The organism is Methylobacterium mesophilicum, assembly GCF_036441335.1.
Taxonomy (GTDB): domain Bacteria; phylum Pseudomonadota; class Alphaproteobacteria; order Rhizobiales; family Beijerinckiaceae; genus Methylobacterium; species Methylobacterium mesophilicum_B.
Window position 1 is genome coordinate 932,826 of sequence record NZ_MLBW01000034.1, and the last position, 15,567, is coordinate 948,392.

The 15,567-nt window shown below is 71.0% G+C and carries 15 protein-coding genes and 1 pseudogene; 12 read left to right on the top strand and 4 right to left on the bottom strand.

Annotated elements, in window-relative coordinates; genetic code table 11:
- Positions 1 to 77 precede the first annotated feature (77 nt).
- The 6 genes and pseudogenes from argS to tatC all read left to right on the top strand — a co-directional run bounded on the left by argS (position 78) and on the right by tatC (position 6,258).
- On the top strand, positions 78 to 1,829 hold the full coding sequence (gene argS, locus MMR14E_RS25105) for an arginine--tRNA ligase (RefSeq protein WP_331318032.1): 1,752 nt from the start codon (positions 78 to 80) through the stop codon (positions 1,827 to 1,829).
- Between the two features lie 47 nt (positions 1,830 to 1,876).
- A pseudogene (locus MMR14E_RS29380) lies at positions 1,877 to 3,072 on the top strand (SPOR domain-containing protein).
- 251 nt (positions 3,073 to 3,323) lie between these two features.
- Entirely contained in the window at positions 3,324 to 4,328 is a 1,005-nt protein-coding gene (nagZ, locus tag MMR14E_RS25115) for a beta-N-acetylhexosaminidase (RefSeq protein WP_331318034.1), read from the top strand.
- A 157-nt stretch (positions 4,329 to 4,485) separates the two neighbouring features.
- Complete coding sequence (locus tag MMR14E_RS25120) at positions 4,486 to 4,758, top strand: twin-arginine translocase TatA/TatE family subunit (protein WP_331318036.1); 273 nt, start codon at positions 4,486 to 4,488, stop codon at positions 4,756 to 4,758.
- A gap of 103 nt (positions 4,759 to 4,861) precedes the next feature.
- Positions 4,862 to 5,461, top strand: a complete 600-nt coding sequence (tatB, locus tag MMR14E_RS25125; RefSeq protein WP_331318037.1) for a Sec-independent protein translocase protein TatB — start codon at positions 4,862 to 4,864, stop codon at positions 5,459 to 5,461.
- A complete protein-coding gene (tatC, locus tag MMR14E_RS25130; protein ID WP_331318038.1) occupies positions 5,458 to 6,258 on the top strand; it encodes a twin-arginine translocase subunit TatC in 801 nt (266 codons plus the stop codon). Before tatB ends, tatC begins: the two co-directional genes overlap by 4 nt.
- A gap of 15 nt (positions 6,259 to 6,273) precedes the next feature.
- Here tatC and MMR14E_RS25135 read toward each other — a convergent pair whose 3' ends face one another.
- Complete coding sequence (locus MMR14E_RS25135; protein ID WP_331318039.1) at positions 6,274 to 6,957, bottom strand: response regulator transcription factor; 684 nt, start codon at positions 6,955 to 6,957, stop codon at positions 6,274 to 6,276.
- Between the two features lie 32 nt (positions 6,958 to 6,989).
- Positions 6,990 to 8,261: a tyrosine--tRNA ligase gene (gene tyrS / locus MMR14E_RS25140; RefSeq protein WP_331318650.1), complete on the bottom strand. Its 1,272-nt coding sequence runs from the start codon at positions 8,259 to 8,261 to the stop codon at positions 6,990 to 6,992.
- A 123-nt stretch (positions 8,262 to 8,384) separates the two neighbouring features.
- Between tyrS and MMR14E_RS25145 the strand changes: the two genes are divergently transcribed.
- The 4 genes from MMR14E_RS25145 to ribB all read left to right on the top strand — a co-directional run bounded on the left by MMR14E_RS25145 (position 8,385) and on the right by ribB (position 12,447).
- Positions 8,385 to 9,518, top strand: a complete 1,134-nt coding sequence (locus MMR14E_RS25145) for an anhydro-N-acetylmuramic acid kinase (RefSeq protein WP_331318040.1) — start codon at positions 8,385 to 8,387, stop codon at positions 9,516 to 9,518.
- Positions 9,515 to 10,132, top strand: a complete 618-nt coding sequence (locus tag MMR14E_RS25150) for a DUF3578 domain-containing protein (RefSeq protein WP_331318042.1) — start codon at positions 9,515 to 9,517, stop codon at positions 10,130 to 10,132. Before MMR14E_RS25145 ends, MMR14E_RS25150 begins: the two co-directional genes overlap by 4 nt.
- A gap of 103 nt (positions 10,133 to 10,235) precedes the next feature.
- Entirely contained in the window at positions 10,236 to 11,336 is a 1,101-nt protein-coding gene (gene aroC / locus MMR14E_RS25155) for a chorismate synthase (protein ID WP_331318044.1), read from the top strand.
- 34 nt (positions 11,337 to 11,370) lie between these two features.
- Positions 11,371 to 12,447, top strand: coding sequence for a 3,4-dihydroxy-2-butanone-4-phosphate synthase (gene ribB / locus MMR14E_RS25160; RefSeq protein ID WP_331318652.1), 1,077 nt, complete (start codon positions 11,371 to 11,373; stop codon positions 12,445 to 12,447).
- A gap of 20 nt (positions 12,448 to 12,467) precedes the next feature.
- On the opposite strand, the gene MMR14E_RS25165 is transcribed toward ribB, so the two are convergent.
- Positions 12,468 to 13,085 carry a LysE family translocator gene (locus tag MMR14E_RS25165; RefSeq protein WP_331318045.1) on the bottom strand — a complete coding sequence of 206 codons (618 nt, stop codon included), beginning with the start codon at positions 13,083 to 13,085 and terminating at the stop codon, positions 12,468 to 12,470.
- A 132-nt stretch (positions 13,086 to 13,217) separates the two neighbouring features.
- Positions 13,218 to 14,147 (bottom strand): histone deacetylase family protein, encoded by a 930-nt coding sequence (locus MMR14E_RS25170; protein ID WP_331318047.1) that lies wholly within the window; start codon positions 14,145 to 14,147, stop codon positions 13,218 to 13,220.
- A gap of 191 nt (positions 14,148 to 14,338) precedes the next feature.
- Between MMR14E_RS25170 and MMR14E_RS25175 the strand changes: the two genes are divergently transcribed.
- Together MMR14E_RS25175 and MMR14E_RS25180 are read left to right on the top strand one after the other, a co-directional pair.
- Entirely contained in the window at positions 14,339 to 14,917 is a 579-nt protein-coding gene (locus MMR14E_RS25175; protein ID WP_029357405.1) for a L,D-transpeptidase, read from the top strand.
- A 162-nt stretch (positions 14,918 to 15,079) separates the two neighbouring features.
- On the top strand, positions 15,080 to 15,520 hold the full coding sequence (locus tag MMR14E_RS25180; protein ID WP_331318049.1) for a hypothetical protein: 441 nt from the start codon (positions 15,080 to 15,082) through the stop codon (positions 15,518 to 15,520).
- The last annotated feature ends 47 nt before the right edge of the window (positions 15,521 to 15,567 follow it).

Genomic DNA, 15,567 nt, shown 5'->3' on the forward strand with positions numbered 1-15,567 from the left:
CCTTGCTAGACCGCCGGTGCGGGCGCAGGCCGGACGGGCCGGGCGACGAGACCCCCGCGCGAGCGAGATCGAGACCCATGAACATCTTCGCCCTGTTCGAGGCGCGCGTGCGCGAGGCCGTGGAGGCGCTGACCCGCGCCGGCCACCTGCCCGAGGGCCTCGACCTGGGCCGCGTGGTGGTCGAGCCGCCCCGCGACGCGTCGCACGGCGATCTCGCCACGAACGCCGCCCTGGTGCTCGCCAAGGAGGCGCGGACCAACCCGAAGGCGCTCGGCGAGGCCCTGGCGGCGGAACTCCGCGCGGACCCGCGGATCGTCGAGGCGAGCGTCGCAGGGCCGGGCTTCATCAACCTGCGGCTCGACCCCGCGATCTTCCACGCGGTCCTGCGCGACGCGCTGACGGCGCCGGAGGCGTTCGGCCGCGCGCAGCTGCCCGGCGGCCCGATCAACGTGGAGTACGTGTCGGCGAACCCGACGGGGCCGATGCATGTCGGCCACGGCCGCGGCGCGGTGTTCGGCGACGCCCTGTGCAACCTGCTCGCCGCCGCCGGCCGGCAGGTGACCCGCGAGTACTACATCAACGATGCCGGCGCTCAGGTCGACGTGCTGGCCCGCTCGGCCTTCCAGCGCTACCGCGAGGCCCTGGGCGAGCCCTTCGCCATCGCGGAGGGCCTCTATCCGGGCGACTACCTGATGCCGGTGGGTGCCGCGCTGGCCGAGACCCACGGCCGCGCGCTGCTCGACAAGCCGGAGGCGGAATGGCTGCCGGCAGTCCGTGAGACCGCGCTCGGCATGATGATGGACATGATCCGGGCCGATCTGGCGGCGATCGGCATCCGCCACGACGTGTTCTTCTCCGAGCGCACGCTGCAGGACAGCGGGGCGGTGAAGTCCCTGCTCGCGGAGCTGCGCGCCAAGGGCCTCGTCTACGAGGGGCGCCTGCCGCCGCCCAAGGGTCAGCTGCCGGAAGACTGGGAGGACCGCGAGCAGACGCTGTTCCGCACGAAGGAATTCGGCGACGACAGCGACCGGCCGCTGCTGAAGTCGGACGGCTCGTACACGTACTTCGCCTCCGACATCGCCTACCACCGGGCCAAGTACCTCGCCGGCGCGACCGAGCTGATCGACGTCCTGGGCGCCGATCACGGCGGCTACGTGAAGCGCATGCAGGCCGCCGTGAAGGCGGTGAGCGACGGCCAGGCCACGCTCGACGTCAAGCTCTGCCAGCTCGTGCGGCTGTTGCGCGCAGGCGAGCCCGTCAAGATGTCCAAGCGGGCCGGCGAGTTCGTGACCCTCCGCGACGTGATCGACGAGGTCGGCCGCGACGCGATCCGGTTCATGATGCTGTACCGGAAGAACGACGCGACCCTGGATTTCGACCTCGCCAAGGTCGTGGAGCAAACGAAGGACAACCCGGTCTTCTACGTCCAGTACGCCCATGCCCGCGTCCGCTCGGTGCAGCGGCAGGCGCGCGAGGCCTTCCCGGACGCCGACCTCTCGGCCGCGGCCCTGGCCGCCGACGCAGACTTCGCCGTGCTGAGCGACCCGGGCGAGATCGAGATGATGCGCCTCATCGCGCAGTACCCGCGGGTCCTCGAATCCGCCGCGCTGGCGCACGAGCCCCACAGGATCGCCTTCCATCTCTATGAACTGGCCTCCGCGCTGCATAGTTTCTGGAACAAGGGCAAAGACTTGCCGCAATTACGGTTTGTTAATGCAACCGACCGAAAGTCGACGTGGGCCCGGCTGGCGCTCGTTGAAGCTCTGCGGAGCACGCTGGCGGCCGGACTTGCGATTCTCGGTGTGACCGCGCCGGACGAGATGCGATAGGCCCGAAGCATCGGGCCGGTCTTCGGCGTTGATGTGAGGATGCTGCCATGACGAACGCTTCGCGCGCTCAGGTCGATTTGGACGCCCTCGCGCGCGATCTGCGTCAGGAGAAGGACCAAGCGCCGCAGGCGGCCGGCAAGGCCGACCCGCTGGCGGAACTCGCCCGCATCGTCGGCCAGGACGATCCATTCCGGGCGCTGCTCGCCGCCCGCGACGAGATGCGCGCCGTGGCGCCCGCCGCGCCGCAGCAGACCGGCTGGAATACGCGGGTCGAGCCGAGCTTCGCTCCGGAGGCCACCAAGGCTACCCCGGCCGACGCGTTCGACCAGTATCTCGCCTCCGTGGAGCAGGACACGCACCGCGAGAGTGCTGGCTACGCCCCCGAGGGCGGCCCGACCTCGACCGGCGACGAGGAGACGTACGCGGACAGCCGCGCGCTGCGGCGCGCCAATCCGCGGCGGCGGCTCGTCTCGGTGGGGGCCGGCGTCGCCGTGGTGGCGCTCGCGGTCACCGGGGCGCTCACCTACAAGGGCCTGAGCAATTCGGGCCACGGCGGCGTGCCGGTGGTCCAGGCCGATTCCACGCCCCTCAAGGTCGCCCCGAAGGTCGCCGACGGTGTCGAGATCCCGGATCAGAACCGGCAGATCTACGATCCGAAGGGCAAGAAGGATGGCCAGATCAAGATCGTGAACCGCGAGGAGCAGCCCCTCGACGTCGCCGAGGCCGCCAGGGCGGCCCAGGGCCCGTCGCAGCCGAACGGCGCCCCCGGCGGCACCACGCCGGGCAACGGCCCGTTCGAGGCGTTCGGCGAGCCGCGCCGGGTCCGCACCNCGACGCGCAGCCGGAAGCCGCGGTCGAGCAGCCGGCGCCCAAGCCGGTGGCTGTCAAGCCGCCGCCGAAGGCCGCCCAGCGCATCGCCGCCGTCGCGCCGGCTGGAGCGGCCGCGCCGGACACCACCGCCAGCACCACCACCGACGACGACGCCGTGAAGTCCGGCCCGGTGAGCGGCTTCTCGGTCCAGCTCGGGGTGCGCAGCTCCGCCGCCGAGGCCAAGGCCGCGTTCCGCCAGATGCAGGCCAAGTACGCGCAGCTCGCCGGCAAGCCCGAGCTGATCCGGCAGGCCGAGGTCAACGGCAAGACGATCTACCGCGTCCGCGTCGGACCGCTGGAGAAGGCCCAGGCCGCGAGCCTGTGCAGCGCCCTGCAGGGCGCGGGCGGCCAGTGCTTCGTGGCCAAGAACTGACCGCCTGACGGCACCTCGCGGACGGGACGGCGTGCCCGTCCGCGGAGATCCGCGCCGCCCGTCCGACCGAGTCCCCCCGGCAACACGGTCGGAGCGAACGATCCGGCCCGCGCCCCAGGGCCGCGGTTTAGTCTTGCCGGCTCCCCGTTCCCGCCCGACTCTGCCGCCATCGATTCGCGCCGCCCGGCGGCTCCGCCGCCGTTCTCGCGCCGTCTTCGCGCCGCCACCGAGCAGTTCCCGAGCCGTTCCAGATGACCTCCCGTGCCCTGATCCTCGGCTGCACCGGCCCGTCGCTCACGGCGGACGAGAGGGCCTTCTTCCGAGACGTGAAGCCCTGGGGCTTCATCCTGTTCAAGCGCAACATCGGGACCCCCGCGGAGGTCCGCGCCCTCACCGGTGCGCTCCGCGACTGCGTCGGCTCCGATCGGGCGCCGATCCTGATCGACCAGGAGGGCGGTCGGGTCCAGCGCATGGGCCCCCCCCACTGGCCGGCCTACCCGGCCGGCGGCCGCTACGGCCGCCTGAACGGCAGCGCCGCGACGGTCGCCCGCCTCGGGGCGCGGCTGATGGCGCACGACCTCGCCGAGGTCGGGATCAACGTCGACTGCGCCCCCGTCCTCGACGTGCCGGCGCCGGGGTCGCACGACATCATCGGCGACCGCGCCTACGCGACGAGCCCGGAGCGGGTGGCCGAGATCGGACGTGCCGTCGCCGAGGGCCTGATGGCCGGCGGTGTCCTGCCGGTGATGAAGCACATTCCCGGGCACGGGCGCGCCACCTGCGACAGCCACCACGGCCTGCCGGTGGTCGACGCGACCCGCGCGGATCTCGCGGGGCAGGATTTCCGGACCTTCCGGGCGCTCGCCGACCTGCCGATGGCGATGAGCGCGCACGTCGTCTTCACCGCCATCGACCCCGACCGGCCGGCCACCCAGTCGGCGACCGTCATCCGCGACATCATCCGCGGCGCCATCGGCTTCGACGGCCTGCTGATGACCGACGACCTGTCCATGCACGCGCTGACCGGCACGTTCCGCGACCGGACGGAGCGCGCCTTCGCGGCGGGGATCGACATAGGCCTCCACTGCAACGGCGCGCGCGACGAGATGCAGGCCGTGGCCGAGGCGGCGCCTGAACTGACCGGCGCGGCCGCGCGGCGCGCCGCCGCCGCGCTGGCACGTCTCGATCCCGCCGGTGACGAGCTCGACGTCGCGGAAGCTCGCGACCGCTTCGCCGCGGCCCTCGCCGCCGCCTGACCGGAGACACCGCGCGGCGTTCCATCGCGGCCTTCCACCGGCCGTGGCATCGCCTCTGCTTGTGTTCGGGCGGCGCGATCCCTAGGTTCGCCCCGAAATCCTCAACCGGACGTGGCGTCACGCTCCCGCATCTTCGGGGCGCCCGCAGGAGGTTGCCATGGGCAGCATGAGTATCTGGCACTGGGTCATCGTCGCGGTCATCGTGATGCTGCTCTTCGGACGCGGCAAGGTGTCCGACCTGATGGGCGACGTCGCGAAAGGCATCAAGGCCTTCAAGAAGGGCATGGCCGAGGACGAGACCCCGCCGGCGGCGCAGGCCGCGCCGCCTTCGGCGGAGCCGGTCCGTACCATCCCGCACGCTGCCGAGACGAGCCCCGGCACCGCGATCCCGGCGAACCATATCCCCGGCGGCGAGCGCAAGCCGGTCTGACGGCGAGCTTGACTGTAGGACTGTCAGAGCGCGCGCGCTCGTGTAGAGCCTGACGGGGTCCGGCCGCCGTGCCGGATCTCGGGGCAGCAGGACCGTCGACGACATGCTGGACATGAGCTGGGGCGAGGTGATGCTGATCGGCGGCGTCGCCCTCATCGTCATCGGGCCGAAGGATCTGCCGAAGGCGCTGCGCACCGTCGGCCAGATCACCACGAAGCTGCGCCGCATGGCCGGCGAGTTTCAGATGCAGTTCAACGAGGCGATCCGCGAGGCCGAACTCGATGACGTCCGGCGCGAGGTCGACGGCATCCGCAACACCGTCCGCACGGCGGGCTCGACCTTCAATCCGGTGCAGACGATCCGCGACGAGCTGAAGGGCGCCGTCGAGGGCCGGGCCAAGATGGGTCCGGAGAAGATGGGTCCGGAGATGCCCAGCCCCGAGACTCCCCCAGTCGAGACCCGGTCGCTGGCCGACGCTACGGCGCAGCTGAGGGCCGAGCAGGAAGCCGCGGCGGCGCCTCACGCCGCCGAGACGCATCCGGTGACGCCGGCCGGCGCGTCGGACCGTGGTGCGGCGACCGAGGTCGCGGAGGCGCCCCTGCCCGTGCCCGGCTCGGTGGACGATCCGTTCGGCCCTCCGCCCGACCCGTCCGCCGCACACCCCGCCGCTGAAGAATCCAAGAACGGCACGGCTGCCCGATGATCAGCGAGGCGGACGAGGCCGAGATCGAGGCGTCCCGGGCGCCCCTGCTCGAGCACCTGATCGAATTGCGCGCGCGGCTGATCAAGTCGCTGATCGCCTTCGTGCTGATGTTCTTCGCGTGCTTCTTCTTCTCGCGCGACATCTACAACGTGCTGGTCTACCCATACGTTTCAATCGTGGGTGCACAGAACGCCGAGCTGATCGCCACGCACTTCCTCGAGCAGGTCTTCACCAACATCAAGCTCAGCGTCTTCGGCGCCGCCTTCTTGGCCTTCCCGGTGATCGCCACGCAGATCTACGCCTTCGTGGCGCCCGGCCTCTACCGCAACGAGCGGAAGGCGTTCCTGCCCTACCTCGTGGCCACGCCGATCTTCTTCATCCTCGGCGCGCTCGTGGTGTTCTTCCTCGCGATGCCGCTGCTGATCAAATTCTCTGTGTCGCTCCAGCAGGTGGGCGTCGCCGGGGAGCCGACGATCAAGCTGCTCCCGAAGGTCGACGAGTACCTGTCACTGATCATGACGCTGATCTTCGCGTTCGGCATAGCCTTCCAGCTTCCGGTGATCCTCACGCTGCTCGGCCAGATCGGGATTATCGACGCGGCGTTCCTGCGCGAGAAGCGCCGCTACGCGATCGTGCTGGTCTTCGTCGCCGCGGCCATCCTGACCCCGCCGGACGTCATCTCGCAGCTCTCGCTCGCGGTCCCGATGCTGCTCCTCTACGAGGCCTCGGTGTTCTCGGTGGCGCGAGTCGAGAAGCTGCGCGCCGCGCGGCGCGTCGAAGAGGGGCTGGAGCCCTGAGACGGCGCGCCGGGATCAGTCCGGGGCGCGCAGGCGGTAACCGACGCCGGTCTCGGTGAGCAGGTAGCTCGGGCGCTCGGGATCGGGCTCGAGCTTCTGGCGCAGCTGCCGGATGTAGACGCGCAGGTACTGCGGATCCGACGAGGCCGGCGCGTGGCGCATGAGCTGCGCGTGGGTCAGCACCTTGCCGGCGTGCTGCACCAGCACGCGCAGGAACTCGTATTCCCGCGGCGACAGCTTCACCTCGCGATCGCCCACCCGGACGACGCGACGGACGAGGTCGACCGAGAGGTCGTCGACACGGAAGACAGGCCGCTCCCCCTGCATGGCGAGGCGGTGGCGCAGGGCCGTGCGGATGCGCGCCAGCAACTCGTTCATGCCGAAGGGCTTGGTGACGTAGTCGTCGGCGCCGAGATCGAGGGCCTCGACCTTGCCGCGCTCGTCGTCGCGGCTCGACAGGATCACGACCGGAAGGTCGGGCCAGCGCTCGCGGATCGCCGCCAGGAGCGCGTGCCCGGCCATGTCGGGCAGGCCGAGGTCGAGGATCGCGAGATCCACACCACCCGCCTCCAGGGCGGCGAGGGCCGCGGCCCCGTCGGCGGCCTCGATGACCGCGTAGTCCTGCGTCCCGAGACCAGTCCGGAGCAGCCGGCGGATCGGCGGCTCGTCGTCGATCACCAAGATGCGGGCTGTGCTCACGCGGGCCGTCCGTCGTCGAAGTCTCGGGGGGCCTATTCCGGCCGGAGCAGCACGTGCCGCTTCTTGCCGAAGGAGAGCTTGATCACGCCGTCCGCGGTCACGTCGCTCTGGCCGAGGACCGCCTTCTCGTCCGTCACCGGCACGTCGTTGACCCGCAGGCCGCCGCCCTTGATCTGACGCCGGGCCTCGCTGGTCGAGGGCACGAGCTTGGCGACCTCCGGCCCGAAGGCTGTCAGCACGCCGAGCCCGGCCTCCAGGGTCGCTGACGGCACGGTCACGCTCGGGAGGTCGGCGGCGAGCGTCCCCTCGACGAAGGTCTTGCGGGCGGTCTCGGCGGCGGCCTCCGCGGCCTCGCGGCCGTGCATCAGCGCGGTGGCCTCGGTGGCGAGCACAGTCTTGGCCGCGTTGATCTCGGAGCCGGCGAGGGCGGAGAGGCGCGCGATCTCCGCCATGGGCAGCAGGGTGAACAGCTTGAGGAAGCGGGCCACGTCCGCGTCCTCGGTGTTCCGCCAGAACTGCCAGTAATCGTAGGGCTTCAGCATGTCCGGGTTGAGCCAGACGGCGCCGGCCGCGGTCTTGCCCATCTTGGCGCCCGACGACGTGGTCAGCAGCGGGCAGGTCAGGGCGTAGAGCTGCGGCGTGCCCATGCGGCGGCCGAGATCGATGCCGTTGACGATGTTACCCCACTGGTCCGAGCCGCCCATCTGCATGACGCAGCCGTAGCGGCGGTTCAGCTCAACGAAGTCGTAGGACTGGAGGATCATGTAGTTGAATTCGAGGAACGACAGCTCCTGGTCGCGCTCCAGGCGCAGGCGCACGCTGTCCATCGACAGCATGCGGTTCACCGAGAAATGGCGGCCGACGTCGCGCAGCATCTCGATGTAGTTGAGCTTGGTCAGCCACTCGGCATTGTCGACCATCACGGCGTCGCCGGCCGCCTCGCCGAAGCGCAGGAACCGGTCGAAGGTCTTGCGGATCTCGGCCTTGTTGGCGTCGATCTGCTCGACGGTGAGGATCTTGCGGGTCTCGTCGCGGCCGGACGGATCGCCGACCCGAGTCGTGCCGCCGCCCATCAGGGCGATCGGCTTGCCGCCGGTGGCCTGCAGCCAGTGCAGCATCATGATCGACAGGAGGTGCCCGACATGGAGCGAGGGCGCCGTGCAGTCGTAGCCGACATAGGTGGTCAGCCGACCCTCCAGCGCAGCGGCGTCGATGCCGGCGAGGTCCGAGGTCTGGTGGATATAGCCGCGCTCGGTCAGGATCCGCAGGAAGTCGGATTTCGGCGCGAAGCTCTCGGCGGTCATGGATGCCATCTCGGGTCGCGCGCTGGCGCGACAGGCCGAGGCCCCGCATGCTAGCTCGCGCTGGGTTCAGGATACGGCGCGCTCTTAGCAGGGCGTTGGCCGAAAGGCACGGGGCAGCACGGCATGGCGATGATGCGCGCGATCGGACTGATGAGCGGCACCTCGCTGGACGGCGTCGACATCGCGCTGATCGAGACCGACGGCGAGCGCGTCCACGTGGTGAAGGGGCACAACAACTTTCTCGAACCGCTCGGACCCACCGGCTACCGCGGCTACGCCGACGACGAGAAGGCGCTGCTGCGCGCCGCCACCAAGGACGCCGAATCCGTGCTCCATCCCGGCGATCGGCCCGGGCGGCTGCCGGAGGCCGAGGCCTTCGTCACCCTGGCCCATGCCGAGGCCGTGGAGCGCTTCCTCGAGGAGCACGGCCTCACTGCCTCCGAGATCGACGTGATCGGCTTCCACGGACAGACCGTGATCCACCGTCCGGACCAGCGGATCTCGATCCAGATCGGCGACGGCCAGGCGCTGGCGACCCGGCTCGGCATCGCGGTCGTCTCGGACCTGCGGCGCGCCGACATCGAGGCGGGCGGGCAGGGGGCGCCGCTGGTGCCGGTCTTCCACAAGGCGCTCGCCGAGGCGTCGGGCTTCGACGGGCCCTTCGGCATCCTCAACATCGGCGGCGTCGCCAACGCGACGCTGATCGACTCGAAGGGCGGCGTCATCGCCTTCGACACCGGTCCCGGCAACGCCCTGATCGACGAGTGGATGCAGGAGCGCGAGGGCAAGAATCTCGACGATGGCGGGCGAACGGCGGCTCGGGGCCGCCCGGACGAGCAGCTGCTGGCCTGGCTCCTGACCCACCCGTTCTTCTTCCGCAAGCCGCCGAAATCGCTGGACCGGAACTGGTTCTCCCACAAGCTCGCGGGTCAGCTCTCCACCGAGGACGGCGCCGCGACGCTCACGGCCTTCACGGCGCGGGCCGTGGCCCGCGCCCTCGACCACGCCCCCGAGGTCCCGACCCGCTGGATCGTGGCCGGCGGCGGCGCCCGCAACGGCGAGCTGGTACGTCTCCTGAATTACCACCTGCGCGCCGAGATCACGACCGCGGACGCGATCGGCTGGTCCTCCGCCTACCTTGAGGCGCAGGCCTTCGCGTACTTGGCGGTGCGCTCGCTCCGGGGCCTGCCGATCACCTTCCCGTCGACCACCGGGGTGCGCGAGGCCATCACCGGCGGGGTGCTGGCGCGGCCGTGAGCCTCGGCTACGCGCTCCGGCGGATCGTCGAGGAATACCCGCTCACCCGGCTCGACCCGCCCGCCGGCCACCCGCTCGCCGCCGTCATCCGCAGGGGTGCGCCGGACGAGCTGCGCGCCGCCCTGGAGCCGATCGACGGACCGTTCCTGGTGAAGGGCAGCCCGGGGCGCGGAAGCCGCTGGGCCGCGATCCCCTGGATCGCCGTGTTCGATCCCGCCGTCACCACCAGCGCCACGCGGGGCTACTACCTCGTCTACCTGTTCCCGGCGCACCGTGAGGCGGTGCATCTGTCGCTGGCGCAGGGGACGGTGGCTGCGATCCGCGAGCACGGTCCGGCGGCGGCCGGTGCCCATCTCCGCGCCAGCGGCGCCGCGCTCAGGACGCGGCTGTCGGACTTCGCCGAAGCGCTGCCGAACGCGACGATCGCCCTCGGCAGCGTGGGCGCGTTGCCGGAGGGTTACGAGGCCGCCCACATCCTCGGCCTCACCTATGCCCTCGCCGATCTCGGCGATGAGCGCCGGCTGCACCGGGATCTCGCGGCGGCGGTCGCGGCGTACCGGGCGCTCAAGGAGCGGGGCGGGCTCGATCTGCCCGGTTCGCCGAAGGCCCGGTGAGGATGCCGGCCGCTCCGGCCCGTCGCCGCGCGCGGGTCTGCCCGGCCGCCCTGCAAGGGCCGCGTTTGTGCCCCCGCCGCTCCCGCGCTAAGGCAGCCGCGCCATGTCGCACAATACCTTTGGCCACCTGTTCCGCGTCACGACCTTCGGCGAGAGCCACGGGATCGCGCTCGGCTGCGTCGTCGACGGCTGCCCGCCCGGCCTGCCCTTGGAGGCCGAGGAGATTCAGGCGGAGCTGGATCGCCGGAAGCCCGGCCAGTCGCGCTTCACCACGCAGCGCCGCGAACCCGATCAGGTCAAGATCCTGTCCGGCGTCTTCGCCGACGACCGCACCGGCGGCCGCCAGCTCACCACCGGCACGCCGATCGCGCTGATGATCGAGAATACGGATCAGCGCTCGAAGGACTACTCGGAGATCCGCGACAGCTACCGCCCCGGCCACGCCGACTACACCTACGACGTGAAGTACGGTATCCGGGACTATCGCGGTGGCGGCCGATCCTCGGCGCGTGAGACCGCCGCGCGGGTCGCGGCCGGCGCGGTGGCGCGCAAGGTCATCCCGGGCGTAACCATCCGGGCGGCCCTCGTGCAGATGGGTCCGCACGCCATTGACCGGTCCCGCTGGGACTGGGACGCGGTCGGCAGCAACCCGTTCTTCTGCCCCGATGCCGAGACGGCGTCCTTCTACGAGACCTATCTCGACGGGCTCCGGAAGGACGGCTCGTCGGTCGGCGCCGTGATCGAGGTGGTGGCCGAGGGCGTGCCGCCCGGCCTCGGCGCGCCGGTCTACGGCAAGCTGGACGCGGACCTCGCCGCCGCGATGATGTCGATCAACGCCGTGAAAGGCGTCGAGATCGGCGACGGGTTCGCGGCGGCGGCCCTGCGCGGCGAGGACAACGCGGACGAGATGCGGGCCGGCAATGGCGGCCGGCCGCGCTTCCTGGCGAACCACGCGGGCGGCATCCTGGGCGGCATCTCCAACGGGGAGCCGGTCGTGGTGCGCTTCGCCGTGAAGCCGACCTCCTCGATCCTGACCCCGCGCCGCTCCGTCACCCGCGACGGCAGCGAGGTCGATCTCGTCACCAAGGGCCGGCACGATCCCTGTGTCGGCATCCGCGCCGTACCGGTCGCGGAGGCCATGATGGCCTGCGTGCTGGCCGATCACTATCTGCGCCATCGCGGGCAGGTCGGGCAGCAGCCCTGATCCTGGCCCTCGCCTCAACGACCTGAGAATGCCCGTGCCCCACTGCACCGTCACCGAGGCCATCGCGGCCTTCGCCCGCGGCGAGATCGTGGTCGTCACCGACGACGACGACCGCGAGAACGAGGGCGACCTCGTCGTCGCCGCCTCGCTCTGCACGCCGGAGAAGATGGCGTTCATCATCCGCAACACCTGCGGCATCGTCTGCGCGCCGATTACCCAGAGCGAGGCGCGGCGCCTGCACCTCGCCCCGATGGTCGCGTCGAACGACGCGCCGCTGGGCACGGCCTTCACGGTCACGGTCGACGTCAAGCACGGGCTGACGACCGGCATCTCGGCGGAGCAGCGCTGCAACACCGTGCGGGCGCTGGCCAACGGCAACATGGGCGCCGGCGATTTCGTGCGGCCCGGCCACGTCTTCCCGCTGATCGCCCGCGACGGCGGTGTGCTCATGCGCTCGGGCCATACCGAGGCCGCGGTCGACCTGTGCCGCCTCGCCGAGCTGCCGCCCGTGGGTGTGATCTGCGAGCTCGCCAACGACGACGGCACCGTCATGAAGGGGCCCCAGATCGAGGCCTTCGCCGAGACGCACGGCCTCAAGCAGGTCTCGGTAGCCGACCTGATCGCCTATCGGCAGGCCCGCGATCGTCTGGTGGAGCGCGTCGGACATTTCCCGGTGCGCTCGAACCACGGCGACCTGAACGCTTACGTCTTCTCGACGCCCTTCGAGTCGATCCAGCAATTCGCGTTCGTGATGGGCGAGATCGGCGACGGCCGCGACGTGCTGGTGCGCCTGCACCGCTCCAACGTCGCGGCCGACGTGATCGGCGGCGGCGCGCAGATCGACGCCGTGCTGAAGCGCTTCGCGGCGGCCGGGCGCGGCGTTCTGGTCTATCTCCGTGACGGCACCGCGGGTGTCCCCGTCAAGAGCGTCACCGACGAGGGAACGGAGGCGCTCCGGGCGCGGCAGTGGCGCGAGGTCGGGCTCGGCGCCCAGATCCTGCGCGATCTCGGCGTGGTCTCCATCCGCAACCTCGCCACCTCGTCCCGCTCCTATGTCGGCCTCTCGGGCTTCGGTATCGAGCTTCTGGGTGACGAGCCCCTGGAGGCCTGAGACCCGGAAGGGAGCCCCGGTCAGGCGCGGCGCAGGACGGTCCAGACCGCTGCGCCGGCCATGATCGCCGCGGCGCCGCGGTTCAGCCTCGCGCGAAAGGCCGGCCGCCGGAGGGACTCGCGCGCCCGCGCCGCCAGCGCCGCGTAGGGCGTCATCACGGCGAAGAGGATCGCGGCCGTGATGACGACAAGGGTGACGCAATCCGCCGCCGTGACGCCGCGCAGATCCACGAGCGTTGGCAGGATCGCGAGGTAGAAGACGATCGTCTTCGGATTGCCCAAGGTGATGGTCAGCCCCGCGACGAAGCTCGTCAACGGCCGGTCCCGCGATTGACCCCCGACCCCGGCCGCCGCTCCGGCCGCGCGCCAGAGCCGGAACGCCAGGTAGGCAAGGTAGAGTGCCGCGCCGTAGCGGACGACGACGAAGACCGCCCCGAGCGCCTCCGCGATCAGCGACAGGCCGAAGATCGCGGCGGCGAGATAGGTCAGGTCGCCGAGGATCAGACCGAGCGAGAAGGCCATCGCGGCGCCGAAACCCGAGCCCAGAGCCCGGGCGACGAGGGCGACGACGCCGGGCCCGGGGATCGCCGCGGCGACCCCGAGGGCCAGCGCGTAGGTCAGGAAGCCCGCGAGCGTCATCGACCGAGGCCCGCGGTCGAGACGGAAATGCTCCGCAGTGACGGGCTCGGTCGGCTCCGTGGCGGCATGGCAGCGATCTCCTCCGAAGCGCCGAGTATCGCGTGCCGCCGCACGACCGCAACGCCGCCGCCGTCAGCGGCCCATCAGCGCGTCGACATGGGCGGCCACCGACTTCCCAAGCCCCTCGAGGCTATAGCCGCCTTCGAGGATCGAGACGACCCGGCCGCCCGCGCAGCGCTCGGCCAAGTCCATCAGGCGGCGAGTCGCCCAGCCGAAATCCTCGGCCTCCAGGCGCAGGTTGGCGAGCGGGTCCAGCCGATGCGCGTCGAAGCCGGCGGAGATCACGATCACGTCCGGCCGGAACGTCTCCAGGCGGGAGAGGATGCCGGTCTCGAACGCCTCGCGGAACACCTCGCCGTCGTCGTTCGGCCGCAACGGGACATTGACGATTGTGTCCTTCTCGCCCCGCTCGGACGGCGATCCGGTTCCGGGATAGAGCGGCATCTGGTGGGTCGAGCAGTAGAGCACCGAGGCGTCGTCCCAGAAAATGTCCTGACTGCCGTTGCCGTGGTGGACGTCCCAATCCACCAGGGCCACCCGCTCGGCGCCGTGCTTCTGCCGGACGTGGCGGGCCGCGATGGCGGCGTGGTTGAACAGGCAGAAGCCCATCGCGCGGGTCCGCTCGGCGTGGTGGCCGGGGGGGCGCATGGCCACGAAGGCGTTGCGGCACTCGCCGCCGACGACGGCGTCGACGGCGTGCATCCCGCCGCCCACGGCCCGCAGCGTCGCCTCGAGGCTGCCCGCCGACAGGATCGTGTCGGAATCGATGCCGACCATGCCGTGCTCCGGCACCGCCGCCACCAGCGCGTCCACGTACTCGCGCGGGTGCGCGAGGGTGACGGCCTCGATCTCGCCGCGGGGCGCCGTGGCCCGCACGAGGCCGGCGAAGCGCTCGTCCTCCAGGGCCCGCTCGACCGCGCGCATCCGGGCCGGCCGCTCCGGATGCCCCTCGGGAACCTCGTGATCGAAGCTGGCGGGATGGCTCACGTAGAGGGTGGTCACGAGGGTCGCTCCCGGGATGCTCGCCTGTCGCGCAGCGGCAACAGGAGCCGGCAATGTGCCACGGGCCCAACGCGCGGACTACGGCGGGGTGCCGTTGCCCCCTTATGGTTGCGTGATTCTTCCACGGAACGGACCCGGATCAGCGATCCTCGCGCTCCGTCCGCGGCCGCGACGATCTTCGAGGCGGGGACATGCGCATCATCTCGGTACTCGGCTGCGCCCTGCTGCTGGCGGGCTGCACCTTCAAGGGCGTGCCCGATCCGGCGCTCTCGGCCCGCGACGCCGAGTACATGGCCCTGGTGCCCGAGGCCGAGTTCGATCCGCACTTCGCCCGCTACGAGATCGCCGACCCGACCCGGGAAGCGCCCGGCACGATCGTGGTCGAGACCAAGGAGCGCCAGCTCTACCTCGTCCTGCCGAACGGCCGGGCGATGCGCTACGGCGTGTCGGTGGGCGACGAGGCGTATGGCTGGACCGGCACCGCCCGGATCGACCGCAAGGCGGAGTGGCCGGCCTGGAACCCGCCGGCCGAGATGATCCGGCGCTGGCCGCACGTCCACGCCATGCAGGGCGGCCCGATGAACCCGCTCGGCGCCCGCGCCCTGTACCTGTCGGATCGCGGCCGGGACACGCTCTACCGGATCCACGGCACGAACGAGCCCGAGAAGATCGGCCAGGCGGTCTCCTCCGGCTGCATCCGGATGCGCAACATCGACGTGGTCGACCTCTACAACCGGGTGCCCGTCGGGGCGACGGTCATCGTCCGGTAACGCAACCGGTCAACGTCCCAATAAGCCTGCTTGCTCGGGGGGTGTTTACCTGAACTTCCGTTCAGATCTCGCCATTAACCTCTGGAAGGGGAGCGGTCCCGTAAGTTGAAGACACACAGGGACTAGAGCCGACCGCAACAAAGGTCGAGGAGGCAGGCGATCATGACCACCATTTCCGTTCAACAGTTCTGCAACCATGCTGTCTCGGCCGGCACGATCAGCGACGAGGACCTGCTCGTCCTGAAGCGCGAGGTCCTCCCGGACGGCCTCATGAACCGCGAGGAGGCCGACCTGCTGATCGCCCTCGAGCGGGCGGTGATCGGTTCCGACGCCTTCGCCGACTTCCTGGTCGCCTCGGTCGTCGACTTCGCGGTGTGGGGCTCGCGCCCGACCGGCTACATCGACCGCGACGTCGCCGCGTGGCTCGCCGCCTCGCTCAGCGGCCGCGACGGCCCGAGCGCCGTGGGTGCCCGGATCGCCATGGAAGTCGTCCGCGAGGCCGAGAGCAGCGCCGAATCACTGGTCGCCTTCGCACTCGAGGCCAACCGTCGCGTCCGCGACACGGTCGAGGCCCCGCGCATGACCTTCGCCCTGGCCGCCTGAACCTCAGACCAAGGCGCAGCTTCCGTCCGCGACGCAACTGATCTATC

Coding starts and splice junctions, on each gene's coding strand:
- nagZ (WP_331318034.1), top strand. CDS start 3,324: ATGACCTCCCGTGCCCTGATCCTCGGCTGCACCGGCCCGTCGCTCACG.
- MMR14E_RS25180 (WP_331318049.1), top strand. CDS start 15,080: ATGACCACCATTTCCGTTCAACAGTTCTGCAACCATGCTGTCTCGGCC.
- tyrS (WP_331318650.1), bottom strand. CDS start 8,261: ATGACCGCCGAGAGCTTCGCGCCGAAATCCGACTTCCTGCGGATCCTG.
- MMR14E_RS25175 (WP_029357405.1), top strand. CDS start 14,339: ATGCGCATCATCTCGGTACTCGGCTGCGCCCTGCTGCTGGCGGGCTGC.
- aroC (WP_331318044.1), top strand. CDS start 10,236: ATGTCGCACAATACCTTTGGCCACCTGTTCCGCGTCACGACCTTCGGC.
- tatB (WP_331318037.1), top strand. CDS start 4,862: ATGCTGGACATGAGCTGGGGCGAGGTGATGCTGATCGGCGGCGTCGCC.
- tatC (WP_331318038.1), top strand. CDS start 5,458: ATGATCAGCGAGGCGGACGAGGCCGAGATCGAGGCGTCCCGGGCGCCC.
- argS (WP_331318032.1), top strand. CDS start 78: ATGAACATCTTCGCCCTGTTCGAGGCGCGCGTGCGCGAGGCCGTGGAG.
- MMR14E_RS25145 (WP_331318040.1), top strand. CDS start 8,385: ATGGCGATGATGCGCGCGATCGGACTGATGAGCGGCACCTCGCTGGAC.
- MMR14E_RS25165 (WP_331318045.1), bottom strand. CDS start 13,085: ATGACGCTCGCGGGCTTCCTGACCTACGCGCTGGCCCTCGGGGTCGCC.
- MMR14E_RS25120 (WP_331318036.1), top strand. CDS start 4,486: ATGGGCAGCATGAGTATCTGGCACTGGGTCATCGTCGCGGTCATCGTG.